The organism is Comamonas kerstersii (genome assembly GCF_008801935.1).
GTDB lineage: Bacteria > Pseudomonadota > Gammaproteobacteria > Burkholderiales > Burkholderiaceae_C > Comamonas > Comamonas kerstersii.
Genome location: NZ_VZOT01000005.1, coordinates 266,163 through 293,066, shown reverse-complemented (window position 1 = coordinate 293,066; position 26,904 = coordinate 266,163). Strand labels below are relative to the sequence as shown.

At 62.4% G+C, this 26,904-nt stretch carries 27 protein-coding genes; 11 read left to right on the top strand and 16 right to left on the bottom strand.

What is annotated here, in order from left to right:
- Nucleotides 1-57 precede the first annotated feature (57 nt).
- Nucleotides 58-1,347, top strand: coding sequence for a lysophospholipid transporter LplT (lplT, locus tag F7P80_RS10165; protein WP_077345374.1), 1,290 nt, complete (start codon nucleotides 58-60; stop codon nucleotides 1,345-1,347).
- 83 nt (nucleotides 1,348-1,430) lie between these two features.
- Entirely contained in the window at nucleotides 1,431-2,309 is an 879-nt protein-coding gene (locus F7P80_RS10160) for a DMT family transporter (RefSeq protein WP_151044496.1), read from the top strand.
- Between the two features lie 68 nt (nucleotides 2,310-2,377).
- Here the strand turns inward: F7P80_RS10160 and F7P80_RS16760 are convergent, their stop codons facing one another.
- Both F7P80_RS16760 and F7P80_RS10155 read right to left on the bottom strand, forming a co-directional pair.
- Nucleotides 2,378-2,539 carry a hypothetical protein gene (locus F7P80_RS16760; protein WP_170265360.1) on the bottom strand — a complete coding sequence of 54 codons (162 nt, stop codon included), beginning with the start codon at nucleotides 2,537-2,539 and terminating at the stop codon, nucleotides 2,378-2,380.
- Nucleotides 2,540-2,620: 81 nt separating this feature from the next.
- Nucleotides 2,621-3,511 (bottom strand): methyl-accepting chemotaxis protein, encoded by an 891-nt coding sequence (locus F7P80_RS10155; RefSeq protein ID WP_151044494.1) that lies wholly within the window; start codon nucleotides 3,509-3,511, stop codon nucleotides 2,621-2,623.
- Between the two features lie 327 nt (nucleotides 3,512-3,838).
- Between F7P80_RS10155 and F7P80_RS10150 the strand changes: the two genes are divergently transcribed.
- Nucleotides 3,839-4,330, top strand: coding sequence for a glutathione peroxidase (locus tag F7P80_RS10150; protein WP_151044492.1), 492 nt, complete (start codon nucleotides 3,839-3,841; stop codon nucleotides 4,328-4,330).
- Nucleotides 4,331-4,370: 40 nt separating this feature from the next.
- Here F7P80_RS10150 and F7P80_RS10145 read toward each other — a convergent pair whose 3' ends face one another.
- From F7P80_RS10145 to F7P80_RS10120, 6 genes are all read right to left on the bottom strand, one after another.
- Entirely contained in the window at nucleotides 4,371-5,090 is a 720-nt protein-coding gene (locus F7P80_RS10145; RefSeq protein WP_054067960.1) for a ProQ/FinO family protein, read from the bottom strand.
- A gap of 131 nt (nucleotides 5,091-5,221) precedes the next feature.
- Nucleotides 5,222-6,472 (bottom strand): glycolate oxidase subunit GlcF, encoded by a 1,251-nt coding sequence (gene glcF, locus F7P80_RS10140; protein ID WP_054067959.1) that lies wholly within the window; start codon nucleotides 6,470-6,472, stop codon nucleotides 5,222-5,224.
- A 20-nt stretch (nucleotides 6,473-6,492) separates the two neighbouring features.
- Entirely contained in the window at nucleotides 6,493-7,257 is a 765-nt protein-coding gene (locus F7P80_RS10135; RefSeq protein ID WP_054067958.1) for a YoaK family protein, read from the bottom strand.
- Nucleotides 7,258-7,268: 11 nt separating this feature from the next.
- The gene (glcE, locus tag F7P80_RS10130; protein ID WP_151044490.1) at nucleotides 7,269-8,396 is read right to left on the bottom strand and encodes a glycolate oxidase subunit GlcE; all 1,128 of its coding nucleotides are present in this window, start codon (nucleotides 8,394-8,396) and stop codon (nucleotides 7,269-7,271) included.
- Between the two features lie 184 nt (nucleotides 8,397-8,580).
- Nucleotides 8,581-9,933, bottom strand: a complete 1,353-nt coding sequence (locus F7P80_RS10125; protein WP_151044488.1) for an ammonium transporter — start codon at nucleotides 9,931-9,933, stop codon at nucleotides 8,581-8,583.
- Nucleotides 9,934-9,959: 26 nt separating this feature from the next.
- Nucleotides 9,960-10,298: a P-II family nitrogen regulator gene (locus tag F7P80_RS10120; RefSeq protein ID WP_077345382.1), complete on the bottom strand. Its 339-nt coding sequence runs from the start codon at nucleotides 10,296-10,298 to the stop codon at nucleotides 9,960-9,962.
- Between the two features lie 209 nt (nucleotides 10,299-10,507).
- On the opposite strand from F7P80_RS10120, the gene F7P80_RS10115 reads away from it, so the two are divergent.
- Complete coding sequence (locus tag F7P80_RS10115) at nucleotides 10,508-11,992, top strand: YifB family Mg chelatase-like AAA ATPase (RefSeq protein ID WP_151044486.1); 1,485 nt, start codon at nucleotides 10,508-10,510, stop codon at nucleotides 11,990-11,992.
- Here the strand turns inward: F7P80_RS10115 and F7P80_RS10110 are convergent.
- The gene (locus F7P80_RS10110; RefSeq protein WP_151044484.1) at nucleotides 11,980-12,870 is read right to left on the bottom strand and encodes a LysR family transcriptional regulator; all 891 of its coding nucleotides are present in this window, start codon (nucleotides 12,868-12,870) and stop codon (nucleotides 11,980-11,982) included. The genes F7P80_RS10115 and F7P80_RS10110 overlap by 13 nt on opposite strands.
- 96 nt (nucleotides 12,871-12,966) lie before the next feature.
- Between F7P80_RS10110 and F7P80_RS10105 the strand changes: the two genes are divergently transcribed.
- Together F7P80_RS10105 and F7P80_RS10100 are read left to right on the top strand one after the other, a co-directional pair.
- Nucleotides 12,967-14,154: a YbfB/YjiJ family MFS transporter gene (locus F7P80_RS10105; protein WP_151044482.1), complete on the top strand. Its 1,188-nt coding sequence runs from the start codon at nucleotides 12,967-12,969 to the stop codon at nucleotides 14,152-14,154.
- Between the two features lie 41 nt (nucleotides 14,155-14,195).
- Nucleotides 14,196-14,795 carry a glutathione S-transferase N-terminal domain-containing protein gene (locus F7P80_RS10100; protein ID WP_054067984.1) on the top strand — a complete coding sequence of 200 codons (600 nt, stop codon included), beginning with the start codon at nucleotides 14,196-14,198 and terminating at the stop codon, nucleotides 14,793-14,795.
- 132 nt (nucleotides 14,796-14,927) lie between these two features.
- On the opposite strand, the gene F7P80_RS10095 is transcribed toward F7P80_RS10100, so the two are convergent.
- The 4 genes from F7P80_RS10095 to F7P80_RS10080 all read right to left on the bottom strand — a co-directional run bounded on the left by F7P80_RS10095 (nucleotide 14,928) and on the right by F7P80_RS10080 (nucleotide 19,655).
- Nucleotides 14,928-15,662, bottom strand: a complete 735-nt coding sequence (locus F7P80_RS10095; protein ID WP_151044480.1) for an ABC transporter ATP-binding protein — start codon at nucleotides 15,660-15,662, stop codon at nucleotides 14,928-14,930.
- Nucleotides 15,659-16,423 carry an ABC transporter ATP-binding protein gene (locus tag F7P80_RS10090; RefSeq protein ID WP_151044478.1) on the bottom strand — a complete coding sequence of 255 codons (765 nt, stop codon included), beginning with the start codon at nucleotides 16,421-16,423 and terminating at the stop codon, nucleotides 15,659-15,661. The genes F7P80_RS10095 and F7P80_RS10090 overlap by 4 nt, the downstream gene beginning before the upstream one ends.
- The gene (locus F7P80_RS10085; protein WP_151044476.1) at nucleotides 16,420-18,324 is read right to left on the bottom strand and encodes an ABC transporter permease; all 1,905 of its coding nucleotides are present in this window, start codon (nucleotides 18,322-18,324) and stop codon (nucleotides 16,420-16,422) included. Before F7P80_RS10085 ends, F7P80_RS10090 begins: the two co-directional genes overlap by 4 nt.
- Before the next feature lie 125 nt (nucleotides 18,325-18,449).
- Nucleotides 18,450-19,655, bottom strand: a complete 1,206-nt coding sequence (locus tag F7P80_RS10080; RefSeq protein WP_077345386.1) for an ABC transporter substrate-binding protein — start codon at nucleotides 19,653-19,655, stop codon at nucleotides 18,450-18,452.
- Nucleotides 19,656-20,029: 374 nt separating this feature from the next.
- Here F7P80_RS10080 and F7P80_RS10075 point away from each other — a divergent pair, with 374 nt between their 5' ends.
- Together F7P80_RS10075 and F7P80_RS10070 are read left to right on the top strand one after the other, a co-directional pair.
- Nucleotides 20,030-20,803 (top strand): ferredoxin--NADP reductase, encoded by a 774-nt coding sequence (locus F7P80_RS10075; protein ID WP_054067949.1) that lies wholly within the window; start codon nucleotides 20,030-20,032, stop codon nucleotides 20,801-20,803.
- A 116-nt stretch (nucleotides 20,804-20,919) separates the two neighbouring features.
- Entirely contained in the window at nucleotides 20,920-21,255 is a 336-nt protein-coding gene (locus F7P80_RS10070; protein WP_054067983.1) for a YqcC family protein, read from the top strand.
- Here the strand turns inward: F7P80_RS10070 and F7P80_RS10065 are convergent.
- A complete protein-coding gene (locus tag F7P80_RS10065; RefSeq protein ID WP_210606985.1) occupies nucleotides 21,252-22,259 on the bottom strand; it encodes a YihY/virulence factor BrkB family protein in 1,008 nt (335 codons plus the stop codon). The genes F7P80_RS10070 and F7P80_RS10065 overlap by 4 nt on opposite strands.
- Before the next feature lie 208 nt (nucleotides 22,260-22,467).
- Here F7P80_RS10065 and F7P80_RS10060 point away from each other — a divergent pair, with 208 nt between their 5' ends.
- From F7P80_RS10060 to F7P80_RS10050, 3 genes are all read left to right on the top strand, one after another.
- Entirely contained in the window at nucleotides 22,468-23,379 is a 912-nt protein-coding gene (locus tag F7P80_RS10060) for a DMT family transporter (RefSeq protein WP_249041432.1), read from the top strand.
- 298 nt (nucleotides 23,380-23,677) lie between these two features.
- Nucleotides 23,678-24,658: a Bug family tripartite tricarboxylate transporter substrate binding protein gene (locus F7P80_RS10055; RefSeq protein ID WP_151044472.1), complete on the top strand. Its 981-nt coding sequence runs from the start codon at nucleotides 23,678-23,680 to the stop codon at nucleotides 24,656-24,658.
- A gap of 116 nt (nucleotides 24,659-24,774) precedes the next feature.
- On the top strand, nucleotides 24,775-25,530 hold the full coding sequence (locus tag F7P80_RS10050; protein ID WP_151044469.1) for an SDR family NAD(P)-dependent oxidoreductase: 756 nt from the start codon (nucleotides 24,775-24,777) through the stop codon (nucleotides 25,528-25,530).
- A gap of 184 nt (nucleotides 25,531-25,714) precedes the next feature.
- Here F7P80_RS10050 and F7P80_RS10045 read toward each other — a convergent pair whose 3' ends face one another.
- Together F7P80_RS10045 and F7P80_RS10040 are read right to left on the bottom strand one after the other, a co-directional pair.
- Nucleotides 25,715-26,410 (bottom strand): LrgB family protein, encoded by a 696-nt coding sequence (locus F7P80_RS10045; RefSeq protein WP_151044467.1) that lies wholly within the window; start codon nucleotides 26,408-26,410, stop codon nucleotides 25,715-25,717.
- Nucleotides 26,411-26,414: 4 nt separating this feature from the next.
- Entirely contained in the window at nucleotides 26,415-26,864 is a 450-nt protein-coding gene (locus F7P80_RS10040; protein ID WP_054067946.1) for a CidA/LrgA family protein, read from the bottom strand.
- Nucleotides 26,865-26,904: the final 40 nt, after the last annotated feature.

Below are 26,904 nucleotides of genomic sequence, written 5' to 3'. Positions count from 1 at the left end.
CAGTCCCATCTTGTCCACGCACTGGCCCTTGCTGCCGTGGACATGCCTCGAATTTTCATGAAGCGCGGTTTCTACACCATCATGTCGGCGCAGTTTTTCAGCTCGCTGGCCGATAACGCACTGTTTGTGACAGCGGTTGAACTGCTGCGCACCGGCGGTGCCCCAGATTGGCAAAGTGCCGCTCTGGTTCCCATGTTCGCGCTGTTTTACGTGCTGCTTGCGCCTTTTGTGGGTGCGTTTGCGGACGCGCTGCCCAAGGGGCGCGTCATGTTCATCAGCAATGCCATCAAGGTCGTGGGCTGTCTGCTCATGCTCTTTGGCCACCACCCGCTGCTGGCCTACGCCGTGGTGGGCCTGGGCGCGGCGGCCTACTCCCCCGCCAAGTACGGCATTCTGACGGAGCTGCTGCCCCCTTCCCAGCTGGTCAAGGCCAATGGCTGGATTGAGGGCCTGACCATCACCTCCATCATCCTGGGCGTGCTGCTCGGCGGTCAGCTGGTGGCACCCGCCATTGCCGGGCCACTGCTGGCTCTGGGCATTCCCGGCGTAGACAACGCCGCCGAAGCAGCCATTGGCGTGCTGATTTTTGTCTATGCACTGGCGGCCGCCTTCAACCTGCACATCCCCCGCACCGAGGCTGCCCTGATGCCGCTGCGCCAGAACCACAGCAAGGGGCTGGTGCGCAGCACCATGGCTTTGCTGCCCGACTTCTGGGACTGCAACCGCCGCCTGTGGAAGGACAAGCTGGGCCAGATCTCACTGTCCACCACCACCCTGTTCTGGGGCGTATCCGGCAATTTGCGCTACATCGTGCTGGCCTGGGCTGCGGTGGCCCTGGGCTACGGCACCACGCAGGCTTCTGCGCTGGTGGGCGTGGTCGCCATTGGCACGGCCGTGGGCGCCGTGCTGGCCTCCATGCGCATGCGCCTGCAGCACGCCACCCGTGTGATTCCCATGGGTATTGCCATGGGCCTGCTGGTGATCTGCATGAACTTCATCGGCCACCTGTGGATTGCCGTGCCATTTCTGATCGTGCTCGGCGGTCTGGGCGGCTATCTGGTCGTACCCATGAACGCACTGCTGCAGCACCGCGGCCACAGCCTCATGGGTGCCGGCCGCTCGATTGCCGTACAGAACTTCAATGAACAGGCCTGCATTCTGGGTCTGGGTCTGCTGTACAGCCTGGCCACCATGTGGGGCATGTCGGCCTATGGTGCCATCACCTGCTTTGGCCTGATGGTTGCAGCTACCATGTGGCTGATTGGCCGCTGGTACCGCTACAACTGCCGCCACCACGGCCATGAGGTACGACAGCTGCTGCAGATTGCGCGCCGCGACCACCACTAAGACTTGCCCATACCAGCCAGAACATCCACCATCTTTTCATAGCATCCGGCGCAGTCAATCTCTGCGCCGGAGCTGTTTTTGACATGCCATCAGCTCTGCCGTATCTCTGTCTGCTTTTCAACGCCATGGTCTGGGGCCTGGCCTGGTGGCCGTTTCAGACCATGCATGGGCAAGGTCTGGTTGCACCCTGGGCCACGAGCATGATTTACGGCCTGCTCTCCCTGGTCACCGTGCTGTGCATTCGCAGCAGCTGGCAGGGCTTTACCGCCCATCGCGTGCTGTGGCTGCTGGCGCTGTCTTCGGGGCTGACCAATGTGTCCTTCAACATGGCGGCCTCCACCGGCGATGTGGTGCGCGTCATTCTGCTGTTCTATCTCATGCCCGCCTGGACGGTCCTGCTGGCCTGGCGTTTTCTGGGCGAGCGCCCCACGGCAGCCGGTCTGCTGCGCCTGGTGCTGGCATTCAGCGGCATGGCACTGGTCATCGTGCCGCAAGGCGCTACCTGGCAAAGCCTGTCCGCAGGCATCGGTCTGCCCGAGTATCTGGCCATCTTTGGCGGCTTTTGCTTTGCCTGCACCAATGTGATCCTGCGCCGCAGCTTTCACACGCCCAGCATGTCGCGCGTGCTGGCCATGTTTGTAGGCTGCATGGTGGTCGGCCTGATCACTGCGGGTACAGGCTATGGCCTGGGCCAGTTTCCAGCCATTCCGGCACCGAATGCGGTGTGGATCAGCTGCCTGCTGGGCATGGCGGTGCTGGTGGCCGTGGGCTCTTGGGCGCTGCAGTTTGGGGCGGCGCGCGTGCCCACCAGCACCACCTCGCTGATCATGCTCTCGGAAGTGCTGTTTGCCAGCTGCTCGGCATGGCTGCTGGGCGCTACACAGCTGACGCCGCGCATGCTGCTGGGCGGCGTCTTCATCATTGGCGGCGCGCTGCTGGCGGTGCTGCAAAAGCAGCGTTAGGCCATCTACAGATACCACAAAGCCCGTGCAGTGGTACTGCACGGGCTTTGCGATGGCTGACTCCGTTTTTACTTGGCTGGTGCGGCTTCCTGCACCACAGGCGCAGCATCTGCTGCCTTGGTCTGATGGTTGGTATACAGGCCATAAGCCACTGCAGCCACCAGCATCACTGCCGACAGCACCAGCGCCAGACTGCCGCTTTCCAGAACCGATAACAATCCTCTGTGCATAAAGAGCTCCTGTATGGGTTGTACGCCGTACAGACAGCAAATCTAGCGCAGAAGCCTTGCCTGCTCAATGCTGGCTTGCCTTTACCGCAAGGCCAGTGTCAGTGTGCTGTTCTGCTCCAGATGGAAAGCCCCCATGAGGTCATGCAGGCGCGTAGCCTCGGCCTCCAGCTGAGCTGCTGCCGCCTCATCCACCAGCGCCATGTTCTGCTGGGTCACCTGCTCCATTTGCGTGGTGGACTGTGTCACGCTGGACAGGCCACGCGCCTGCTCCTGCGAGACGGAGGCGATGGACTGCATCAGGTCAGACACGCGCTGCACGGCCTGCACGATGTCCTGCATGGTGGCACCGGCCTGCTCCACATGCTGTGCGCCGTTGGACACACGGGCGTTGGACTCCTGAATCAGATCGCGAATCTCACGGGCCGCAGCACCGGAGCGCTGCGCGATCGACTGCATATGCTCCACCACCTGCGTCATCAGCTCTCCACCCTGGCGCGCCACATCGGTGGCATTGCTCGACAGGCTGCTGGCCATGTGTGCGGTTTCTGCGTTCTGCTGCACCGAGGTGGCCAGCTCTTCCATGCTGGAGGCCGAGTGCTCCAGCGCTGCCACCTCGGTCTCGGTGCGCTGCGCCAGATCCTGGTTGCCCCGTGCAATCGATCCAGCATTGGCATGAATGGCATTCACAGAGGTGCGTACATCACGGAACGCTGTGCGCAAACGCTCCAGAAAGCGGTTGAGCTGCTCACACATGCGGCCAATTTCTGCCTTGTCCGTCGTCTGCAGGCGCGTGGCCAGGTTCAGCTGTGCCTGCACACGCGCTGCCACGGACTGCAACTGTGCAGGCAGCTCATAGCGCTGCACGCGCTCCTGCTGGTCGGCACTGGTCAGGGCCGACTGCAGCAGCAGCACCACCATCAGCACGGTCACGCACAGCGCAAGAGCCGCCGCCAGAAAGAAGCGGCTGCGCAAAGACCACGACTGCCATACCCCCCCCCCGGCCAGGCACAGGACCTGCCGTCTGCATACTGCTTGTCCACCCCATAACCACCCCTCGTAGAACGTATCAATCTGTATCTACAAGGCATTCTAGGGAGACCCGGCGGCCAGCTGTCGCCTGTGTTTGCGGCATGAAGACTTCGCCAAATACGAGTAAATGCCAGGCCTTTGCAACAGCAAGAGTGAGCACCAACAAGCAGGCATTGACACCGCAATTTCTTGATACACATCAAGAAAGAACAGCCCCATTCCGCCTGTGCGACACTGCGCTTTTGTCGCTTTCCCAGAAAAGACGCCGCCATGCCCAGCTTCTACGATTTCCAGGGCACCTCCATCGACGGACAGACCGTGCCCCTGTCGCAATACCGTGGGCAGGTCGTGCTGGTGGTCAACACCGCCAGTGCCTGTGGCTTCACCCCGCAGCTGCAAGGCCTGCAGGAACTGCACACCCGCTATGCCCGTCAGGGGCTGGTGATTCTGGGCTTTCCCTGCAACCAGTTTGGCCAGCAGGACAAGGGCAGCAACAGCGAAATTGCCAGCTTCTGCCAGCGCAACTATGGTGTGGAGTTTGCAATGATGGCCAAGGTCGATGTCAACGGCAGCAGCGCCCATCCGCTGTTCACCTGGCTCAAGGCGCAAGCGCCGGGTGTGCTGGGCACGCAGATGATCAAGTGGAACTTCACCAAGTTTCTGGTCGGCCGCAGCGGCCAGGTGCTGCACCGCTACGCTCCTACCGACAAACCGCAAAGCATGGCTGCAGACATTGAAGCTGCACTGCAGCAGCAGGCATAAAAAAGGAGCCTTGCAGGCTCCTCTTCAGCATGCTTCTGGCTTATGCCGCACGCAGCTGCTTGGCACGCTGCAGCTGGCGAATCACCAGGCGTGCATCCATGCCATACATGTCGGCAAAGGCACGCACATCGCCCGAGCCGCTGGCCACATAGGCACGCTCCACAGCTTCGGCCTTGGCATCTTGCTCAGCCACTTCGTTCAGCGCTTCTTCCAGCGCCGTCTGGGTGGCCGCATCACGCACCTGCACCACAGCCATATAGGCTTCGCGGCTCAGGCCAGATCGCACAAAGGCCTGACCAATGCGGTGACGCAGCTTGGCCTGCAGATCTTCGCCATCGCGCGGCTTCTTGCGCTTGAACACCCCCACCACGGCGTGAAACACGTGCTCGGGCGCAATGGGCTCGACCTCATTGCCCTGCAGGTCATAACGCGCCGTGCCATTGGCCACGGCCAGCAGGTAGCGCGTAGAGCGTGTGTGGATGGCCAGCGCTTCCTTGAGCCCGGCCTTGTCCAGCACTTCGCCATGTGCGGCCAGCAGGTCCTGGTAGATGCCGCGCTTCAGGGGCAGTGCATTGGCGCCAAACAGCGCTGGATAGAGCTGCGCCAGCTGTGCCAGCACAGGGTGCACTTCACGTACGGGACGCGAAGCCGCAGGCGTTGCAGGCTTGCGAGGATGGCTGCCACGGCGCGGCTGACGACGCGTTGGCTCGGCAGCTGCAGGCGCAGCATGTTCAACGGAAGAGGACACAGTTTCGGTCATGGGCAGGACGCCATTGCAAAAATCAAACCCGCGATGATGCCAGCATTGCGGGCCAAGTGTGAAGCCCGGGCTCGTTCACACCATGCGCGGCATTGGCTCCGCACCCAGGCAAATGCAGGCAAAGCGCCTGTTCATGCGGCTTTGCGCAGCGCGTCATCCAGCACTTCCACCCAGTGGCGTACCGGGATATCCGTGCCACTTTGCAGGTGGACGATGCAGCCAATATTGGCCGAAAGAATCGCTGCAGGCTGTACCGCCACCTCCTGCAGCGCCCGTAGCTTGCGCTCGCGCAGCGTATGGGCTATCTCTGGCTGCAGGACCGAGTATGTGCCTGCCGAGCCACAGCACAGGTGCGACTCGGTGCGTGCAGTGACGAGCTGAAAGCCCAGCTGGCGCAGACCAGCCTCCACCGTGCCCTTGAGCTTTTGCCCATGCTGCAGCGTGCAGGGCGGGTGGTAGGCCATGGGCTGGCTGTCTACCTGCAATTTGCCCTCCAGCTGCTCGACCAGTTCAGGCAGCAGGGCTGGCAGCAGTTCGCTCAAGTCTCTGGTCAGCACGCTGATGCGTGCTGCCTTGTCTGCGTACGCAGGCTCATGGCGCAGGATGTGCGCCCAGTCCTTGATCATCACGCCACAGCCTGAGGCATTGCTCACAATGGCTTCCACCTCGCCCGCCTCCACCGCTGGCCACCAGGCATCGATATGGGCGCGGATCTGCACCTTGGCCCCGTCCTGGTCATTGAGGTGGAACTTCACCGCCCCACAGCACTGGCTGCCTTGCACCACCACGCTCTGGATGCCCACGGCATCAAGCACACGTGCTGTGGCGTAGTTGATATTGGGCAGCATGGCGGGCTGCACGCAACCCAGATGCAGCAGCACCTTGCGGGCGTGCTCGCGCGTGGGCCACACACCATGCTCCGTCTTTGGCGGCACCTTGGCGCGAATGTGCGCGGGCAGCAGGCTGCGCACCTGCTGGCCCAGCTTCATGGCTGGAGCAAACAGGGGCGATGTCAGGCCTTCTTTCAGGGCCCAGCGCTGAAGGCGTTCGCCCATGGGGCGCGGCACCTGTGCCTCCACCACTTTGCGACCAATGTCCACCAGATGCCCGTACTGCACACCGCTGGGGCAAGTGGATTCGCAGTTGCGGCAAGTCAGGCAGCGGTCCAGGTGCTGCTGCGTGGCACGCGTTGGTGCTGCGCCTTCCAGCACCTGCTTGATCAGGTAGATACGGCCACGCGGTCCGTCCAGCTCATCGCCCAGCGTCTGGTAGGTCGGGCAGGTAGCGGTGCAGAAGCCACAGTGCACACATTTGCGCAGAATGGCTTCGGCCTCCTGCCCTTCAGGCGTATCACGGTAAACCGGCGCGAGCTTAGTTTGCATGGGCTTGTCTCGTTATCGTTTTAGGTTGCACGGGAAGCAAAGTAATGCCGCAGCTTGCGGCCATCCGCCCACAGTGGCGGCAGGGAAACCAGCATCAGCAGCAAGGCCAGCGGCACCACACAGACAAAGCCCCATTGCTTGAAGCCCAGCGCCCCGGCAATACCGCCCACAAAAAACATGCCCAGCAGTCCGGAAAAAAGGCGTACTTTGGACCAGTTGGCCCGCACCTTCTGCTGCTGCACGCCTGCCAGCCGGTTCCAGAACAGCATCTTGCCCAGCTCAATGCCCAGATCCGTCACCACGCCCGTCATGTGCGTGGTGCGGATGGTGGCGTTGGACATCTTGGTCAGCGTGGCGTTCTGCACGCCCATCATGAAGGACAGCAGCAGCACCGTCATGGGCACGGCGAACAGCGTCTTCCAGTTCATGGTGACAGAGCCCACCAGACCGAAGAGCAGCATGAGCAAAGCCACCAGCAGCAGCGGCAGGGCATAGGTGCTGCGCAGGCCCAGCAGCCGCGCCCAGTTGACCAGCATGGCCGAGACCGCGGCCCCAGCGGTGAACGCCAGCAGCGCCCCCAGCGCGGCCAGCACCAGCGCGGTATTGCCCAGCACCAGATGGTCCGCCAGCATGGACATGAAACCCGTCATGTGCGAGGTGTACAGCTCCAGCACCGTAAAGCCCCCCGCATTGATGGCTCCGGCGTTGAACGCCATCAGATAGCCCAGCGCCCGGTTGGTGGAGCTGGTACGGTGAAAATCTGCCAGGTGACGCAACCTTCGCATAGCGGTCTATGTCACTCCACCGTTCGGCCGGGGTTGAAGATACCGGCAGGGTCAAATGCCTGTTTGAGCTGCGCATGGATGCGCTGCAGAGCTGCGTTTTGCACGTCAAATAGGGGCTCAGCGCTCATCTGGTCTGCAATTTCTGCTCTGAAAAGCGTTGCGCTCCCACCCACTGACTGCGCCCAAGCCTTGAGCTGCGGCCCCATGCTGCGCGGAGCATGCACCCAGCGCAGCGCCCCATGCCACTCCACCAGCGGCGGTGCAATCCCTGCTGGCAGGGGCTGCACGGGCGCCGTTGGCGGCACAGACAGGCGCCACAGGCAGTCGCCCAGCCGTGGCTGCTGAAACCAGGGCAGCTGCTGTTCGCGGCACGCTATCCAGTCGATAGCTGCCTGCGCAGATTCCATGCGCTCTCCACCCATTTTCTGGCATGCAGCTTCCACGGCTGCAGCAGCACCACGCAAGCGCACATACAGCATGCCTGCAGCGCCCTCTTCCAGCCAGCGGCTGGCGTTCAGTGGCAAGGGCTGGCCACCCCACTGGTTCAGGCGCTGCAGGGCATCGGCCTGGCTGATACCCGCAAAGCGCAGTGTGGCTTCGGCAGGCGCTACGGGCAGCACCTTGAGGCTGACTTCGGTGATCACCCCCAGCGTGCCCCAGCTGCCTGCCATCAGACGCGAGACGTCATAGCCCGCCACATTCTTCATCACGGTGCCGCCAAAGCGCAGCAGCTCTGCCTTGCCGTTGATGATCTCCACACCCAGCACAAAGTCACGCACCGCGCCCACGCTGGCACGTGCCGGGCCACTCCAGCCAGCGGCCACCATGCCGCCCACGGTTGCCACATCGCCTTGCGCCGTCGCAAAGTGTGGTGGCTCAAACGCCAGGCACTGACCACGCTCAGCCAGCGCTGCTTCCAGCGCATGCAAGGGTGTGCCTGCACGCACGGTGACCACCAGCTCACTCGGTTCATAGCTGACGATGCCTTGCAGCGCACGCATATCCAGCACATCGCCTTGCAGGCGCATGCCATGAAAGTCTTTGCTGCCGCCACCGCGAATCCGCAGGGGGGCAGCATCGCCAACAGCAGCGCGTACGCGCTCGAGCATCTGGTGAAGGGAGGAATCCATGGCGCTCAATCCTAGCCTTGTCTCTGGCAATTGGAGGGTGTGTGTCGTTGTGATTTTTTTGAATGGTACTTGTGAAAACCAAGCACGCCCTTCCATGTCGCACTACCTGACAGCAGTGTGCAGGCATAAAAAAAGCCGCCCCGAAGGGCGGCCACACTACACGTAGATGGGAACAGAGATTCCAGACCGTCTTTTAACGGTTGTAGGCAGATTCGCCGTGGGTGGTGATGTCCAGACCTTCGCGCTCTGCATCTTCGGAGACACGCAGACCCACCAGAATGTCGGCCACCTTGTAGCAGATGAAGGAGACCACACCGCACCAGACGATGGTGATGATCACGCTCTTGAACTGCACCCAGACTTGAGAGGCCATGTTGTAGCCCTCGGGCTCGACACCACCCAAGCTGGCAGCGCAGAACACACCGGTCAGGATGGCGCCCAGGATGCCGCCCACACCGTGCACGCCGAACACGTCGCACACGTCGTCCACCTTCAGCATGCGCTTCAGGCCAGACACACCCCACAGGCACAGAGGGCCAGCGATCAAACCCATGACGATGGAACCCATGGGGCCCACAAAGCCAGCTGCGGGAGTGATGGTCACCAGGCCGCCCACGGCACCGGAGACCACGCCCAGCATGGAAGCCTTGCCCTTGTGCAGGGTCTCAGCCACCATCCACGCCACAGCAGCAGCGCCCGTTGCCAGGATGGTGTTGATGAAGGCCAGACCAGCGCCGCCGTTGGCAGCTCCTGCGGAACCGGCGTTAAAGCCGAACCAGCCCACCCACAGCAGGGCACCACCGACCATGGTCAGGGTCAGGCTGTGTGGAGGCAGGGCCTCCTTGCCAAAGCCCAGGCGCTTGCCCACCATGTAGGCACCCACCAGACCGGCCACAGCGGCGTTGATGTGCACCACGGTACCACCGGCAAAGTCCAGCGCACCGTCTTCTGCCATCAGGCCACCGCCCCACACCATGTGGGCCATGGGGATGTAGCTGAAGGTGAACCACAGCACGGAGAAGATCATCACGGCCGAGAACTTGGTACGCTCTGCAAAGGCACCCACGATCAGCGCCACGGTAATGGCAGCAAAAGTGGACTGGAAGGCCACGAAGACGAACTCAGGAATCGTGCTCAGCGCAGACGATACGGTGTCAGGCGTGATGCCAGACAGGAACAGCTTGCTGAAGTCACCGTAGAACTTGCCTTCGCCACCGAAGGTCAGCGAGAAGCCGTAGACGGCCCACAGTACGGTGATCAGCGAGAAGATGGTGAACACCTGTGCCAGCACGGACAGCATGTTCTTGGAGCGCACCAGGCCGCCGTAGAACAGTGCCAGGCCGGGGATGATCATCAGAATCACCAGCATGGTGGAGGTCAGCATCCAGGCGGTGTCGCCGGAATCGATCGTGGCAGCAGCAGTTTCTACCGCCGAAGTCACCTGTGCAGCGGCCTCAACAACCGGTGCAGCTTCTTGGGCCAGAGCACCTGTGGCGGCGCCCAGCAGGCCCAGGCCAACAGACAGTGCAGGAAGCATTTTCTTCATGTCAGTCTCTCGCATAAATGGTTGCTTTACAGGGCGTCCTTGCCGGTTTCACCGGTGCGAATACGCACGACCTGTTCGAGGTCGAAAACAAAAATCTTGCCGTCGCCGATCTTTCCGGTGCGGGCCGCACCTTCGATGGCTTCGATCACCTGCTCCAGAATGGCGTCATCCACGGCGGCTTCCAGCTTCACCTTGGGCAGGAAATCCACCACGTACTCCGCGCCGCGATACAGCTCGGTATGGCCTTTCTGACGACCAAAGCCTTTCACTTCGGTCACTGTGATGCCCTGTACGCCAAGCTGCGAGAGTGCTTCGCGCACCTCGTCGAGCTTGAAGGGCTTGATGATGGCTGACACCATTTTCATGAGACGTTCCTCCGGGAAGCGGGCAGTTGTAAAAAGTGTTGTGACAAGCCCTTTAAGCAGGGAGCGTGCCAACCAGCGGACTTGCCTGTGCAGGCTGCGCCCAACACCATGAGGGCTGCCGTTTATCCCCAGTAACGCACCAAAGCAGTGCACCACGGATGTGCCAGCACGGCACCACCACCGCACCGATTTAGGGAGGAAAAGTCGCTATGTCTCTGGCGTGTGTACAAAGCCGCGCCTTGATGGGTCTGCAGGCCCCGCAGGTCACTGTGGAAGTGCATCTGGCCAATGGATTGCCAGCCCTCAACCTGGTCGGCCTGGCCGATCTGGAAGTGCGCGAAGCCCGAGAGCGCGTGCGCTGTGCGATTGCCAACAGCGGCCTGGAATACCCCGGCAACAAGCGCATCACGGTGAACCTGGCCCCCGCCGACCTACCCAAGGATTCCGGCCGCTTTGACCTGCCGATTGCGCTGGGCATCCTTGCCGCCAGCGGCCAGATTGATGCACGCAAGCTCCAGGGCTGGGAATTTGCCGGAGAGCTGTCGCTGTCCGGCGAGCTGCGCCCGGTGCGCGGCGCGCTGGCTACGGCACTGGCCATGGGCACGCAGGAACCACCGCTGCGCTTTGTGCTGCCCACGGAGAGTGCGCGCGAAGCCGCCTGGGCCACGCAGATCGAGGTCTATGGTGCACAGCATTTGCTCGATGTGGTGCAGCAATTGCTGCCAGACAGCGCAAGGGACGCACCACCGTCCACCGGCTGGCAACGTATGCAGCCGCAGGCTGCCCAGCATGTGCCGGACATGCTGGACATGGCCGATGTCAAAGGCCAGCTGCAGGCCCGACGCGCGCTGGAAATTGCCGCCGCTGGCGCGCACGGCCTGCTGCTGGTGGGCCCGCCGGGCAGTGGCAAATCCATGCTGGCGCAGCGCTTTGCCGGACTGCTGCCGCCCATGACGTCTACCGAAGCACTGGAGAGCGCAGCCATTGCCAGTCTGGGCGGACGCTTTGCCCCTGAGCGCTGGGGCCAGCGCCCCACGGGCAGCCCGCACCATACGGCCAGTGCCGTGGCACTGGTCGGGGGTGGCTCACCGCCCAAGCCTGGCGAGATTTCCTATGCCCACCACGGCGTGCTGTTTCTGGATGAGTTTCCCGAGTTCAGCCGCAGCGCACTCGAAGCCCTGCGCGAGCCGCTGGAGACCGGGCGCATCACCATTGCCCGTGCGGCCCACAGCACCACCTTCCCCGCCCGCTTTCAATTGATTGCGGCCATGAACCCCTGCCCCTGTGGCTTCTGGGGCAGCACGCAGCGCAGCTGCCGCTGCACGCCCGAGCAGGTGGCACGTTATCAGGCCAAGCTCAGCGGCCCATTGCTCGACCGCATTGATCTGCATGTGGAAGTGCCTGCCCTGCCGTCGCAGGAGCTGCTGGCCCAGACTGCGGGTGAACCCAGCGCCGCCATCCGCGCCCGGGTGCTGCAGGGCGAAGCGCTGGACCAGCATGTGCAGCTCGATGCCGCCGCCACCGAGCTGCTGCGCAAGGCGGCGGACAAACTGGGGTGGAGTGCCCGCGCCACCCACCGCGCGCTGCGTGTGGCGCGCACGATTGCGGATCTGGCAGGCAGTGAACGCATTGCCAGCGCCCATGTGGCCGAAGCCATGCAGTACCGCCGGGCACTGCTGCGTCAGACGGGCTGAAGTTCCGTCTGTACCAGCTTGCCCACCAGCGCATGCAGCTGCGGCGACCAGGCCACTTGCTCCGGCGCTACCAGCCAGGTATCAATCACGGCAATCTCGCTGCGCAGCGGCTGCGGAAGCTGCAGGCAATGCACGGCAAAGCGGGGCAGCTGGGTCTGCATCAGCGCATGCGGCATGAGCGCAAAGCCCATGCCTGCGGCCACGCAGCCCAGAATGGCGTCCAGCGAGCCCATCTCCATGATGCGTGCGCCCGTAATGCCCTGGCTGGCCAGCAGCAGCTCAATACGCTGGCGGTAGCTGCAGCTCTGGCGAAAGGCCAGAAACGGGGTGCGCAGCAGCACTTCCGGCGCAGGCAGCTGCTGCAGCGGCGTGCGGCTGACCAAGACCAGCTCCTCCTGAAACACCGCATGCGACCACCAGCGCGGGTGCGGCGGCTGGCCCGCTACAAAAGCGCAATCCAGCTGCCCCTGCTGCAGCTCCTCCAGCAAGGCGCCTGAGGGCCCGGTGCGCAGCTGCAAGTCAATGTCCGGGCAGTCCTGATACAGCTGCGCCAATACGCTGGGCAGGCGCAGGGCGGCCGTGCTTTCCATGGCCCCAATGCGCAGACGGCCCGACGGAGGCGCCTCCCCGGCAAACAGGGCACAGGCCACATCATGGGCTTGCAGCAGGCGTTGGGCATGCGGCAGCAGGGTGTGGCCTGCAGGCGTGAGCCGCACCGGCGTGCTGCTGCGCGCTATCAGCTGCACCTGCAGCTCGTCCTCAAGCTTTTTGATGTGGGCCGTGACATTGGACTGCACCGTGTGCAGGCGCTGGGCCGCCGCACCAAAACTGCCGGTGCTGCTGACGGCTTCAAAGATGCGCAGAGATTTGAGCTGCATGTTGATCACAAAACAAGATGATGAACTTCATTTTGAATCATTAGACATGATGCACACAAGGGCCTAATCTGCCAGCATTCACCATAGACCACCATCGTGATCCAGCGCTCTGAACTCCCTCTTTTTCTGACCGGCTTTCTCGCCACCCTCAGCGGCGTGGGCCTGGCCCGTTTTGCCTATACCGCCCTCATGCCGCAGATGGTGCTGGCGGGCTGGTTCAGCGGTGAGCAGGTGGCCTATCTGGGCGCTGCCAATCTGCTGGGCTATCTGATCGGGGCGCTGGCGGCTGCGCCGCTGGCCGATCGGCTGGGCGGCGTGCGCGCCTTGGTGCTGTGCTGGATCGCCGTGGCACTGAGCTTTGCGGCCTGCTGCATCGCCCAGCCCATGGCCGTGTTTTTTGTGTGGCGGCTGGTGTCCGGCATTGCCGGGGCTGCACTCATGGTGCTGGGGCCATCGATGGCCATGGCCGCCACACCGCAGCCACGCCGCGCAGCACTGGGCCCCATGATGTTTTCCGGCATTGGCGTGGGTGCCCTGCTCTCGGCCACGCTGGTGCCCAGCCTGGCGCAGCACAGCCTGAGCGCTGTATGGCTGGGCTTGGGTGCCATCTGCGTGCTGGCACTGTGGCTGGGCTGGCGCAGCGCCCGCGCACTGCCTGCCCCTGCGCCGATCACGGTAGTCCCCGGTGCTACGCCCAGCCCTGCACCCGTCGCCACGCTCTGGACGCTGCCGGTGGTGCTGGTGTTTCTGGCCTACACCACCGACGCATTTGGCTTTGTGCCCCACACCGTGTTCTGGGTGGACTATCTGGCGCGTGAGCTGCAGCTGGGCACGGCCTATGGCGCCACGCAATGGGCCTTTTTTGGCCTCGGTGCCGTGGTCGGGCCGCTGTGTGTGGGCTTTTGCGCCGCACGCTGGGGCTGGTGGCGCACCACCACCTGCGCTTATGTGCTCAAGATGCTGGCTATTGGCCTGCCGCTGCTGTGGGTCAGCTTTGCAGGCCATGCGCTTTCTGGCTTTGTCGTGGGAGCGCTCTCGCCTGGTATGGCGGCCATTACCTCGGGCTATCTGATGCAGCTGATTGGCCCTGCACAGCACAAGCGCATGTGGGGCTATGCCACGGCAGCGTTTGCACTGCTGCAGGCCACGGCGGGCTATCTGATGGCCTATGTCTATGCCAGCACGGGCAGCTACCGCAGCCTGTTTGTCATGGGCAGTGCGGCCCTGCTGCTGGGCGCGGTGCTGGTGGTTTTTTCCAGGCAAAAACGCCTGCAGCGCCCGTGAAATCTGCGCTGACTGCTTTTATTTTTTCTACGACTTTCACCATGCAACTCTTTCTGAACACCACATCTCCGTTTGCACGCGTTGCGCGTGTGGTCGCCCTGGAAAAAGGTCTGGCCGATCAGCTGGAGCTGGTCTGGTGCGACCCGTGGAACAACGACCCCGCCCTGCTCGCCCAGCACCCGCAGGCCCGCATTCCGGTGCTGGTCACGGACGATGGGCAGGCCATTGCCGAGTCGCTGCTGATTGCGCAGTATCTGGACCACATGGGCCGCGGCCCGCGCCTGATTCCGGCGCAGCACATCAGCCGCGTGCTGGCGCAGACCAGCGTGGCCTATGGCCTGATGGAAGCTGCGTTCAACATCGTGATTGCGCGCAAGTACGAAGGCGCAGCGGCCGACGCCAGCGTCATGGGCCAGCGCCGACTGGCGGCCATCACCCGCGCCCTCGCACAGCTTGAAAAGCAGCTTTCAGCACCTGCGGAGGCGCAGCTGACGCTCGACCAGATTGCCACCGCCGTTGCGCTGGCCTATGTGCAGTTTCGCCTGCCTGCCCTGCTGCCACAGGCCGACTACCCACAGCTGCACGCCTGGCTGCAAAGCGCCGAGCAGCGCGAGGCGCTGGCGCAGACCCGGTTTGCCTGATGGCGGAAAACTGCAAAAGCGTTTTCAATAAAAAGAGCGCTCAGCGCTTGTCTACATTGGTTTTCACATAGAAAACCATCGGAAATGCCGTACTGACAAGCGCTGGCTGCTTTGATTTTTGAAAAAGCGTTTTCACACGCCGAGGTACTGCTGGCGCACGGCCGCATTGCCTGCCAGCTCCTGCATGCTGCCGCTGTGCACAATCTGCCCCTTTTCCAGCACATAGGCGCGGTCAGCCACCACCTGCGCAAACGGCAGGTTTTGCTCACTCAGCAAAATGCCTATGCCCTGTGCCTTGAGCTGCAAAATCGTTTTCGCCATCTGCTCCACGATCAGCGGTGCCACGCCTTCCGAGGGTTCATCGAGCAGCACCACATAGGGCTGGCCCATCAGCGTGCGTGCCACGGTCAGCATCTGTTGCTCGCCGCCACTCATCTGCCCGCCGGGGCGTTGCGGCATTTCACCCAAGTTGGGAAACAACGAAAAAAGCTTTTCAGGTGTCCAGTGCGGCAGCGCTTCGCCGCTGGGCCAGCAGCGTGCTTTCTGGCGGCCGACTTTCAGGTTCTCCAGCACCGTCAACTCGGTGAAGATGCGCCGGTCTTCAGGCACATAGCCCAGCCCCAGACGCGCAATCTGGTACGGTGCTTTGCGGCTGATGTCGGCGCCCATGAAAAGCGCTTTTCCATCGCGGCGCTCGACCAGCCCGGCAATGGCCTTGAGCGTGGTGGATTTGCCTGCGCCATTGCGGCCCATCAGCGCCACAACCTCACCACGGCCCACACTGAGCGACACGCCATGCAGGATGTGCGCCGCCCCATACCAGGCGTTCAGGCCTTCGACCTGCAGCAGTGTTGGCGCGTTGCTCATAGGTTGTTCTCCAGCACCAGTCCAGTGCCCAAATACGCTTGCTGCACGCGTTCGTCATCACGCACCGCTTGCGGCGTGCCTTGTGCCAGCAACTGCCCGCGCACCAGCACGGCCACGCGGTCGGCCTGGCCAAACACCACGTCCATGCTGTGCTCGGTAAACAGCACGCCCATGCGGCGCTGCTGCGCCAGATCGCGCGTGAGCTGCATCAGCGCCACGCGCTCGCCCGGGGCCATGCCGGCCGTGGGCTCATCCATCAACAGCAGCTGCGGGTTGTGTGCCAGTGCCATGGCCAGCTCCACCCGTTTCACATCGCCATAGGCCAATTCGCTACACGCGCGGTCAGCCTGCGCCGCCATGCCCACTTGATCGAGCAACGCCAGCGCATCCGCACGGCGATGGGCACTGGCACGCGGCCACCACGCAAAGATGCGGCGGTCGTGTGAGAGCAGCGCCATCTGCACGTTTTCCACCACGGTGAGCGAGGCAAAGGTCTGCGCAATCTGAAAGGTGCGGCCCACGCCCTTGCGCCAGATGGCGCGCGGTGGCAGACCGGCGATGTTTTCGCCGTGCAGCAGCACCTGTCCGCAATCGGGTGTGAGCTGGCCGCCGACCATATTGAAGGTGGTGGATTTGCCTGCGCCGTTCGGCCCAATCAGGGCCAGCATTTCACCGGCTTGCAGCGTGAACGACACCTCACGCACGGCCTGCACGCCGCCAAAGGATTTGCAGATGTTCTGCACTTGCAGCAAGGCCGTCATGGCGCCACCTGCGCTTTCTTGTTGGAAGCCAGCAGCGCCTGCAACTGCTGCGCAAAGCCCGCAATGCCTTGCGGGAACAGCAGCACCAGCACCAACATAATCCCGCCCATCATGGCGCGCCAGTAATCGGTATTGCGGGCCACGGTGTCATGCAGCCAGGTAAAAGCCGCCGAGCCCACCACGGGGCCTGCCAGCGTCTGAATGCCGCCCAGCAGCACCATGACCAGGCCATCCACACTCTTGGTCACGCTCAACGCATCCGGCGCCACACTGCCTTTGGAAAACGCAAACAGCGCACCCGCCACACCGGCAAAGGCCGCGGCGATCACAAAGGCCGTCCATTGAATGCGGCGCACATCCAGCCCCATGGCATCGGCACGCAGGGCCGAATCACGCGCTGCACGCAGTGCATAACCGAGCGGTGAAAACAGCATGCGGCGCAGCAGGTAAATGCCACCTGCACACAGCGCCAAAGCCAGCCAGTAGAACGTAGAGCCATCCGCTGCCCACTCACTGGGCCATACGCCGGTCAAGCCATTGCTGCCACCCGTAAAACCATCCCACTGGAACACAATGGCCCATGTGATTTGCGCAAAGGCCAGCGTGAGCATGGTCAGATACACCCCACTCAGGCGCACGCAGAACCAGCCGTAGAGCAAGGCCCCTGCGGCGGCCGCCAGGGGGCCAAACAACAGCGCGGCTTCCATCGGCAAATCCAGCGCCCGCACCGCCAGCGCAGCGCCATAGGCACCGAGGCCAAAGTAGGCGGCGTGGCCAAAGGAATGCATGCCGCCGGGGCCGAGGATGAAGTGCAGGCTGGCCGCAAACAGCGCGGCAATCAGCATGTCGGTCAGCAGCACCGTGGCGTAGTTGTCGGCATCCAGCAGCAGTGGCAGCACCGCCATGGCGAGGATCAATACGAGCCACGCCACCCGGCCCTGCCGGGAGCTGCTGCGCAGCGGCTGCTCTGGCGCGCCCGCATGGCGTGCAGCAGCTTGCGGTTTGCCCATCAGACCCCAGGGCCGCCAGACCAGCACGGCGGCCATCACCAGAAACTCCACCACCAGCGTGAGCTTGGAAAAAGAGACTTCCACGCCTGCGATCTCCTGCACGCCCAGCCAGATGCACACGGCCTTGATTTCCGCAATCAAGAGCGCCGCAATAAAGGCACCCGGAATGCTGCCCATACCACCTACCACCACCACGACAAAGGCTGCGCCAATGGTGGTCATGTCCATCTCCAGACTGGCGGGTTCGCGCGGCAGCTGCAAGGCGCCTGCCAGGCCTGCGAGCAGCGCGCCCAGCGCAAACACGGCCGTGAACAGCCAGGCCTGGTTCACACCCAGTGCGCCCACCATTTCGCGGTCCTGCGTGGCGGCGCGCACCAGCGTGCCAAAGCGGGTGCGCGTCAGCAGCAGGTGCAGGCCCAGCAACACGAGTGGCCCCACGGCGATGAGCAGCAAGTCATAGGTAGGGAACTGGCGGCCCAGCAACTCCACCGAACCCTCCAAACCCGCTGCACGCGGGCCAAACAATTCTTCCGGGCCCCACAGCCACAGGGCGGCATCCTTGATCACCAGCACCAGCGCAAACGTGGCCAGCAGCTGAAACAGCTCCGGCGCTTTGTAGATGCGGCGCAGCAGGCCGATTTCCGTCAGCGCACCGAGTACGCCGCACACCAGTGGCGCGAGCAGCAGCGCAGGCCAGAAGCCGATGACGGGCTCCAGCATTTCCACGCTGGAAAAGGCCAGATACGCACCCAGCATGAAGAAGGAGCCATGCGCAAAGTTGATGATGCGCGTGACGCCAAAAATCAGAGACAGGCCCACGGACACCAGAAACAGTGACGAAGCACTGGCCAGTCCGTTGAGCAATTGGGCCAGCAGGCCAGAGGCACTCATTGCACGGTAGCTTTCAAAAACGTAGCTGCCAGCGCTTGATATTGCTTGTTTTCAAAACAAAAGTGCTCTGAAAACAAGTATTTATCAGCGCAAGCAGCTATTTTTTCTGTAGATCCTGAAGCCGCTTACTGCGCGCTCGCGGGGCGCAGTTTTTTCACGGCCTCATCGGAAGGCTGGTAGTCCTTGCCGTCGGCATAGTAGAAGTCCACCATCACGCCGCGCTTCATCTCCGGGCTGTAGGTGGTCTTACCCACATAGGCCCCCATGGTGGACTGGTTGTCCTGCGGGCGGTAGGTGATGGTGCCCCAGGGCGTATCCACGTTCAGGCCCTTGAAGGCTTTGATCAATGCCTCGGTGTCGGTACTGCCGGCCTTGGTGATGCCTGCGGCCAGCGACTGGATGGCGTTGTAACCCACGATGGTGCCCAGGCGTGGGTAGTCCTTGAACTTGGCCTGATAAGCCTTCAGAAAGGCATTGTGCTCGGGCGTATCAATGGCGTACCAGGGGTAGCCGGTGACGATCCAGCCCTCGGGCGCTTCCCGGCGCAGCGCGTCCAGATATTCCGGCTCGCCAGACAACAGCCCGACCACGGCGCGGTCCTTGAACAGGCCGCGTGTATTTCCTTCGCGCACAAACTTGCCCAGATCGACCGAGAACAGCACGTTAAAAATGGCATCCGGTTTGGCATCGGCCAGCGCTTGCACCACGGAACCGGCATCAATCTTGCCCAGCGGCGGTGCCTGCTCAGCCACAAATTCGATGTCGGGCTGCGCCTCCTTCATCAGCTTTTTGAAGGTGGCGACTGCCGACTGGCCGTACTCGTAGTTGGGGTAGACGATGGCCCAGCGCTTTTTGTTCAGCTTCTTGGCCTCTTCGACCAGCATGGCCGTCTGCATGTAGGTAGAGCCACGCAGGCGGTAGGTGTAGCGGTTGCCGTTCTCCCAGACCACCTTGTCGGTCAGCGTTTCCGAGGCCAGGAAGAAACGCTTTTTCTGCCCTGCGTAATCGGTCAGCGCCATGCCCACGTGCGACAGAAAACTGCCCGTGAGCACATCGATTTTTTCGCGCGTGTACAGCTCTTCCGCCGCACGCACGGCATCACCGGGATTGCCGTTGTCATCGCGCGTGACCAGCACCACGGGCTTGCCCAGCAGGCCGCCCTGGGCATTGATCTGCTCGACCGCCAGCTCCATGCCTTTTTTGTAGGGCTCCAGAAAAGCCGGCATGGCCTTGTAGCTGTTGATTTCACCAATCTTGAGCACATCCTGTGCCGACCAGGCAGGAGCGGCAGCCATCAGCGCCAGGGCAGGCCAAGTCCAACGCCATTGCATATGTCTTCCTCCACAGCGCTGGGATGGCGCTGATTATTAATACTCATTTTGAGTATATTTAAGCCAAAAAAATGCGCAGGGCTTGACTCCCTGCACGGCACGCATTCATTTATGCTAATTCCGAGCATTATTTGTTGTCAAGACACACAACCCTGCCGCTTCGTTAGGTGCTTATTACTAATCCATATCAAATCAAAGACCGCATCCTCACCCGTGGCGCCGCATTTCTCCGACAATAAGCGGTTGATTCGCATAAACGCCAGCCCGCTATACCCCCTCCTGCGCTGCATGCGCTGCTTCGGCGGGTTCGCCACCTGGCTTCAAAGCCCGGGCATGTCGTGCCCGTTTTTGCATCCTCTGTCATCTGTTTCATCATGAGTGCTTTCCTCGAAGAACGCGTCCTGTCCGTACACCACTGGACCGACCGCCTGTTTTCCTTCACCACCACCCGTGACACATCGCTGCGTTTTTCCAACGGCCACTTCACGATGATTGGCCTGAAGGTAGATGGCAAAAATCTGCTGCGCGCCTATTCGATTGCCAGCCCCAACTACGAAGAGCACCTGGAATTTCTGTCCATCAAGGTCGAAGACGGGCCGCTGACTTCGCGCCTGCAGCACATCCAGGTGGGCGACACCATCATCGTCGGCAAGAAGCCCACAGGCACGCTGCTGATCGACTACCTGCTGCCCGGCAAGAACCTGTACATGATCGGCACCGGCACAGGCCTGGCCCCCTGGCTGGCCGTAGCGCGCGACCCCGAAACCTACGAAAAGTTTGACAACGTAGTGGTCGTACACGGCGTGCGTGAAGTCAAGGAACTGGCGTACAAGGACATGTTCGAGAAGGACTTGTTCGAGCACGAATTCCTCGGCGAAATCGTCAAGGACAAGCTGCACTACTACCCCACGGTGACACGCGAGCCCTTCCGCAACCAGGGCCGTATCACCGACCTGATCAACAACGGCACCTTCCCCCAGTGCCTGGGCCTGCCCGCGCTCAACCCGGAAACCGACCGCGTCATGCTGTGCGGTAGCCCTGCCATGCTGGCTGAGCTGAAGGAAATGATGGAAAAGCGTGGCTTCAAGGAAGGCAACACCACCACCCCCGGCGACTTTGTGATCGAGCGCGCTTTCGTCGAAAAGTAAGCCGTTCACAGCGCCTGCACATCAGCCTGCCCATGTACTGCATCGGCAGGCTTTTTCATGCCCAGCGATGGGCGTTGCCCGGACAAGTTTTGCGCCTGCGCGCACAATCCCAAGCCATGAGTGATACCGCCCACACCTTGCGCCAGCTGCTGCTGCAGCTTGAAGCCGAAATGCGTACCGCCTCGCTATGGAGCGCCGTGCCGCCCTCCGAGCAGGCCATGGCATCGACCATGCCTTTCATGTACGACACCCTGCACATTGAAGAATGGCTGCAGTGGGTGTTTGTGCCACGCCTGCATGCACTGCTGGATGCCGACGCTGCCTTGCCCAGCAGCTGCAGCGTGCAGCCACTGGCCGAGCATGAATGGACGCATCGCATGCCCCAGGGCCAGCATGCCACAGTGCTGGAGCTGCTGGCACAGATTGATGCCACGCTGACCCAGAGCGCTTAAACCTCTGGCCACTGCCGTATGGGCCGAGAACCCACGCTCTGCGGCACCTGGGGCCGCCCAGCCGCCACGCTGTCTGCAGCCTCGCTCTCCGCCTTCGGCGAGTCGTCAGGCTCCGCTGCTGGCGGGCGCGCCTGCATTTCCAGCGCCTTGGCGCAGCTGGCAGACAGCAGCAGGATGGCCGAGGTGACATACATCCACATCAGCACCACCACCAGCGAGCCTGCGGCCCCATAGGCGGAGACCACCGCCGCCGTGGCCAGATACCAGGCCAGCGCCTGCTTGCTCAGCGTGAACAGCAGCGCCCCCACCACAGCGCCCACGGCCAGATAGCGCAAAGAGGGTTTCTGGCCGGAGCCAATGCGCATCAGACCCATGAACAGCAGCGCAATCACGCACATGGATACGCCTTCATTGAGCAGCCAGATCAGCTCGCCAGGCGGCTCCATTTGCAGCCAGTCCCCGGCCAGCTGCGTGAAAATCCGCAGCGCTGTGGACAGCACCATGGTCACCAGCAGCAAAAAGCCCAGCACCAGCACATAGAGCAGACCGCGCATACGCAGCGTGGCAAGCGCCCACCATTTTTTCTGTTCCTGCACGGTGGCAGGCTGGCCAATCTGCCAGAGCTTGTTGAAGGCCTGCTGCAGCTCTGCAAACACCCCTGTGGCACCTGAGACCAGCAACACAAAGGCTGCAATCGAAGCCAGTTTCCCCTGTGAGGGTGCCTGCGCACTGGCCAGCGCTGCCTCCACCACGCTGGCACCACGCTCACCCATCACGCTGCGCACCTGCGCAAGCAGGTTGTCTTCCACCACACTGCGGTCCATCCACCAGCCCAGCAGACCCACAATCAGCAGCAGCAGCGGCGACAGGCTCAGCAAGCCATAGAAGGTCATGGCAGCACTCATGCGCAGGCCATCGGCCTGCAGCCACAGCTGCACGGCTTGAATCAGAGGCCATACGGGCCGCAACAGAGGATGGGGAGCGACAGAAGAAGGAGCTTGCATGTCCGCCATTGTGGCGCGTCCCGCGCACCGCCGACTGTCAGCCCTCGCCCACCAGCGGCTGCCAGAAAAGCACCAGCGCCGCAGCTACCCTCCCGGACATCACATCCACCACGCGCAATCGCTTCTACAATCCGCCGCCGTGCGGTGCGCGGTGCACACGCATGAACGCCATCCTGGCGGATTTTTTGCAGAAAGTGGGCTGGCCCTTATGCCGTCCTCTCCCCTGGGCACAGCGCCCGCTTCCATGTCTCCCGCGCGTGCTGCGCTCGCAGGCATTGGCCTGACGGTCGTAGCCTGCGCCATGTTTGCCCTGCTCGACAGCGGCACCAAGTTCGCTGGGCAGGCACTGCCCATGCTGCTGGTGGTCTGGCTACGCTTCATGGCGCAGGCGCTGGTGACCACAGCCCTTGTGCTCCCGAAACATGGACTGGCAGCGCTGCGCACCGAGCACCCCAAGTTCCAGGTCAGCCGTGCGCTCAGCGGCGTCATGACCACGGTGTTTGCCTTCTTCTGCATTCAGACCATGCCGCTGGCCAACTTCACGGCCATCTGGTCGGCAGGCCCGCTGCTCATCGTCGTTGCCTCGGCCCTGCTGTTTGGTGAGAAAGTCAGCCCCGCACGCTGGGTGCTGCTGGTCATCGGACTGGTCGCCGTCATCACCATCGTGCGCCCGGAGAGCGATGGCATGTCGCTGGGCTGGGCTGCCCTCGCCCCAGTGGGTGTGCTGCTGTGCGGCACCACCTACCAGCTGCTGGGCAGCCGCCTCTCGCGCCTGGACCCTCTCACCACCACGCAGCTGTACACCACCTGGCTGCCCGTGATGGCAACAGCGCCGGTGATTCCATGGATCTGGCAATCCATCACCGACTGGCAGCTGTGGGCCGTCATTGCCATGATGGGTATCTGCAGCGGCGTAGGCCACCTGCTTCTGCTGCAGGCCTACCGCTACGCACTGCCTTCGGTGGTATCTCCCTTCCTCTACAGCCAGATTGGCTTTGCCATGCTGATGGGCTGGCTGTTCTTTGGCCAGGTGCCCGATGGTATTTCGCTGGCCGGTATGGGCGTCATCATGGCCTGCGGCCTGTGCAGCATCTGGATGAGTGTGCGCGGCCGCGGATGAGTGCCTTGCCGGACAGTTTCAGCACCCCCATGATGGGGTGCATCGCTGTTAGTGATGCCTGGCATTTTCTTGCGCGGTATTCCTGGTTTGCGCCATGCTTTTCCGCCAGCACAAAGGCCTGCGCAATGCATGTGTAGCGCCCGCCTTGCTGCTGCGCAACAGGCTGTTCCTGCCGAGACAAGCCCTGATAGGCGCAACGCATGGCCTGGGTTCTAATAGCGCCGCACTCTGGCACACAGAGTAGAGCGCAGAGGTACGGACAAGTACCCGTACCCACCAGTTTCGGACAAGGAGACATATGCAGCGCAGACAGTTCATGACCACAGCCGCAGCCGTATGCGGCGTTCTTGCAGCTCCACAATGGGCCAGCGCACAGACCGCCAAGGGGCCGCTGCGCATCATCGTGCCCTACACCGCAGGTGGCTCCATCGATGTGAGCGTGCGGCGCATTGCGGAGCGCCTGGAGCCGGTGCTTGGCACCATCCTGGTAGAAAACCGTCCCGGCGCAGGTGGCGGTATCGGCATGAATGCCATTGCACGCGCCCCCGCTGACGGTCTGACTGTGGGCATTGCAGCAGTCGCCACCAACGCCATCAATCCCTGGCTGTTCAAAAACCTGCCCTACGACGCCGAAAAAGACTTTGCGCCTATCACGCAGATGACACGCATCCCCAACCTGCTGGTGATGAATGCAGAGGTGGCCAAGCGCGAAGGCATTGAGACCTTTGACGACTTCATGGCCTACGCCAAGCGCAACTCCGGCAAGCTCAGCTACGGCAGTGGCGGCAATGGCAGCGCAGGCCATCTGGCTGGCGAAATCTTCAAGCGTGAGACAGGGCTGGACATCGTGCACGTGCCCTACAACGGCGGCGCGCCCTCCCAGCTGGCACTGCTGTCACAGCAGGTGGACTTCACGTTTGACAACCTCTCCAGTGCCGCTGCCAATATCCGCGCGGGCAAGCTCAAGCCACTGGCAGTCACCACACTGGAACGCAGCCAGCTGCTGCCTGAGCTGCCACCTGTGGCCGATGTGATTCCGGGCTTTGCCATTGACACATGGTGGGGCCTGGTGGCACCCGCAGGCACTCCGGCTGATGTGGTTGAAGCGCTCAATAAGCACTTTGTGCAGGCCCTGCACTCGCCGGAAGTCATGAAGACCTATGGCGACATGATGATGGACACTGTCACCAGCACACCGCAGGAGTTTGGCGAATTCATGGCCAAAGAGCGCGCACGCTATGAGCAGATTGTCAAAATCAGCGGTGCCTCGGTGGACTAAAGCCACGCTCGCGCACAGCAGCAGAGACCACTGGCCTGTGTGCCATGCACACAGGCTTTTTTGTGCGTGTGGCCCGCTTGGCACGCACACGCATCACCCGGTATTTCTAAATGGATATGCACCAATTTCTCGCACAGCAAACCGCTTTCATCACCGGCGCAGGCCAGGGCATCGGTCAAGCCGTGGCCGAAGGGCTGGCCGCCATGGGCGCGCATGTGATTGCCGCCGACATCCACGCCGACAAGGCCGAGCACACCGCCCAGCGCATCCGGGACGCTGGCGGCCAGGCACAGACCATGGCACTCGATGTAGCTGATGCAGCGGCCTGCCGCGCTGCTGCAGCGTCTGTGCAGCTGCCCGCAGGGCACCAGCTGCTGCTGGTCAATAACGCAGGCCTGCGCCCCAAGCATGCGTTTGACAGTGAAGACCGTGATGCCCAGTGGCAGCGCACCCTGTCCGTCAACCTGGATGGTGCGCGCAACACCATCCTGGCCTTTGAAGCCCTGCTGGCACAGACGCAAGGCTGTGTGGTCAACATCACCTCGCTGGCGGCCTCCCGCGCAGCGGCGCATTCGATTGCGTACTCCACCTCCAAAGCGGCGCTGGAGATGCTCACCAAAACCATGGCTCTGGAGCTGGCCCCCAAGGGCATTCGCGTCAACGCCATTGCTCCGGGCGTGATGCTCACCAGCATGACCGAGCAGACCCGCAAAGACCCCAAGCATGTGGAGTACATCCTGCGCCGCATTCCCATGAAGCGCTATGGCGAGCCCGCAGAAATTGCCGGCCCTGTGGCCTTTCTGGCATCCCCCATGGCGAGCTACATCACGGCCACGGTGCTCAATGTCGATGGTGGATATCTGGCAGTCTAGGGCGTGTTCACATCAACATTGGGTTCGCTGCCCCTGATTATGGAAATCACAAATGGGGTTGAAGGCTTGGGGCGGTCTGCGGTGTTGTGGTGGCTTGCAAGGCACTCGGCATTGCTGCGCCACCACGCCTAGCACCCCATCCCCAAGCCTTCAACGCGAATCTCAAGCTTTGTGTGCACACGCCCTAAAAGAACACCTGCCGCACAAACGGTGCGGCGATCACATTCAGCGCGCCCGCAATCATCATCACCAGCGACGCCACCACGGCCTGCACATCACCAAACTGGCGCGCCTTGGCCACGCCTGTGCCGTGGGCGGCGCCACCCAAAATAGCGCCTGTGGCCAGCTTGCTGCGCACATGGGGCAGCACGCGCAGCAGCACTTCACCCAGCAGCATGCCGGCAATACCGGTCATGACCACAAACAGCGCGGCCAGATCTGTGGGGCCACCCAGCACACGTTCTGCCTCAATGGCAAACGGTGTGGTGATGGAACGCACGGCCAGGCCTTTTTGCAGCGTTTCGTCCAGGCCAAAGGCATGGGCGAACCAGACCGTGGTGCTGATGGAGACGCAGCTGGCCACCAGCACGCCGGTGGTGATGGATAGCCAGTGCTTGCGCAGCATGGCGCGGTGTTCATACAGCGGCAGCGCAAAGGCCACAGTGGTGGGGCCCAGCAGCCAGGCCAGCCAGCGTGTCTGGGCCATGTACTGTGGATAGCTCACATGCGTGAGCAGCAGCAGAGCGATCAGTACCAGCGGCGTGACCAGAATCGGCATCAAAAACGGTGAGGGGTACTTGCGGTACAGCTGCTTGTTAATGGCATAGCAGACCACCGTCGCCAGCAGCGACAGCACGCCAATCGCTTCATTGCTGAGCATGGCTTCAGGCTCCACGCGAAGAACGGCGGCGTGCCAGCAACAGCTCCAGACGGTAGACACGGTCTACGGCCCAGGCTGTGGCCACCATCACACACAAGGTGCTGGAGATGATGACCGCCAGAATGCGCAGGCCCTGGTTCTGTATCAGCTCAGGGTATTCGGTGACCACCAGCACGGCAGGCACAAAAAACAGCAGCATTTCTGCCAGCAGCCAGTTGGTGCCGCCCTTGAGCCACTGCACCTTGATCACGCCGCTGAACAGGCCTGCAGCCAGCAGACCAAAGCCGATCAGGCCCGCAGGCATACTCCAGCCAAAGTGCTGGCGCAGCACGTCCATGCTGAGCCAGATGCAGCTGAGCACCACCACCTGCAGCACCACTTTGAACAGGTGCTGGAGGCTGAGCAGGCTGCGCTGCAGGGACAGGCTGGAGACGGACGCGATCAGGGATGACATGCTGCGCAGTCTAGGGTTTCTACTTAGATTCGTAAAATGA

Bases quoted from the DNA above. Each gene is read 5' to 3' on its own strand.
- F7P80_RS10070 (WP_054067983.1), top strand. From the start codon at position 20,920: ATGAGTGATACCGCCCACACCTTGCGCCAGCTGCTGCTGCAGCTTGAA.
- F7P80_RS16760 (WP_170265360.1), bottom strand. From the start codon at position 2,539: ATGCACAGAGGATTGTTATCGGTTCTGGAAAGCGGCAGTCTGGCGCTG.
- F7P80_RS10100 (WP_054067984.1), top strand. From the start codon at position 14,196: ATGCAACTCTTTCTGAACACCACATCTCCGTTTGCACGCGTTGCGCGT.
- F7P80_RS10050 (WP_151044469.1), top strand. From the start codon at position 24,775: ATGCACCAATTTCTCGCACAGCAAACCGCTTTCATCACCGGCGCAGGC.
- F7P80_RS10060 (WP_249041432.1), top strand. From the start codon at position 22,468: ATGCCGTCCTCTCCCCTGGGCACAGCGCCCGCTTCCATGTCTCCCGCG.
- F7P80_RS10160 (WP_151044496.1), top strand. From the start codon at position 1,431: ATGCCATCAGCTCTGCCGTATCTCTGTCTGCTTTTCAACGCCATGGTC.
- F7P80_RS10110 (WP_151044484.1), bottom strand. From the start codon at position 12,870: ATGCAGCTCAAATCTCTGCGCATCTTTGAAGCCGTCAGCAGCACCGGC.
- F7P80_RS10075 (WP_054067949.1), top strand. From the start codon at position 20,030: ATGAGTGCTTTCCTCGAAGAACGCGTCCTGTCCGTACACCACTGGACC.
- F7P80_RS10090 (WP_151044478.1), bottom strand. From the start codon at position 16,423: ATGACGGCCTTGCTGCAAGTGCAGAACATCTGCAAATCCTTTGGCGGC.
- F7P80_RS10045 (WP_151044467.1), bottom strand. From the start codon at position 26,410: ATGCTCAGCAATGAAGCGATTGGCGTGCTGTCGCTGCTGGCGACGGTG.
- F7P80_RS10065 (WP_210606985.1), bottom strand. From the start codon at position 22,259: ATGCAAGCTCCTTCTTCTGTCGCTCCCCATCCTCTGTTGCGGCCCGTA.
- F7P80_RS10135 (WP_054067958.1), bottom strand. From the start codon at position 7,257: ATGCGAAGGTTGCGTCACCTGGCAGATTTTCACCGTACCAGCTCCACC.
- F7P80_RS10055 (WP_151044472.1), top strand. From the start codon at position 23,678: ATGCAGCGCAGACAGTTCATGACCACAGCCGCAGCCGTATGCGGCGTT.
- F7P80_RS10080 (WP_077345386.1), bottom strand. From the start codon at position 19,655: ATGCAATGGCGTTGGACTTGGCCTGCCCTGGCGCTGATGGCTGCCGCT.
- F7P80_RS10095 (WP_151044480.1), bottom strand. From the start codon at position 15,662: ATGAGCAACGCGCCAACACTGCTGCAGGTCGAAGGCCTGAACGCCTGG.
- F7P80_RS10120 (WP_077345382.1), bottom strand. From the start codon at position 10,298: ATGAAAATGGTGTCAGCCATCATCAAGCCCTTCAAGCTCGACGAGGTG.
- F7P80_RS10040 (WP_054067946.1), bottom strand. From the start codon at position 26,864: ATGTCATCCCTGATCGCGTCCGTCTCCAGCCTGTCCCTGCAGCGCAGC.
- lplT (WP_077345374.1), top strand. From the start codon at position 58: ATGAAGCGCGGTTTCTACACCATCATGTCGGCGCAGTTTTTCAGCTCG.
- F7P80_RS10150 (WP_151044492.1), top strand. From the start codon at position 3,839: ATGCCCAGCTTCTACGATTTCCAGGGCACCTCCATCGACGGACAGACC.
- glcF (WP_054067959.1), bottom strand. From the start codon at position 6,472: ATGCAAACTAAGCTCGCGCCGGTTTACCGTGATACGCCTGAAGGGCAG.
- F7P80_RS10125 (WP_151044488.1), bottom strand. From the start codon at position 9,933: ATGAAGAAAATGCTTCCTGCACTGTCTGTTGGCCTGGGCCTGCTGGGC.
- F7P80_RS10145 (WP_054067960.1), bottom strand. From the start codon at position 5,090: ATGACCGAAACTGTGTCCTCTTCCGTTGAACATGCTGCGCCTGCAGCT.
- F7P80_RS10115 (WP_151044486.1), top strand. From the start codon at position 10,508: ATGTCTCTGGCGTGTGTACAAAGCCGCGCCTTGATGGGTCTGCAGGCC.
- F7P80_RS10085 (WP_151044476.1), bottom strand. From the start codon at position 18,324: ATGAGTGCCTCTGGCCTGCTGGCCCAATTGCTCAACGGACTGGCCAGT.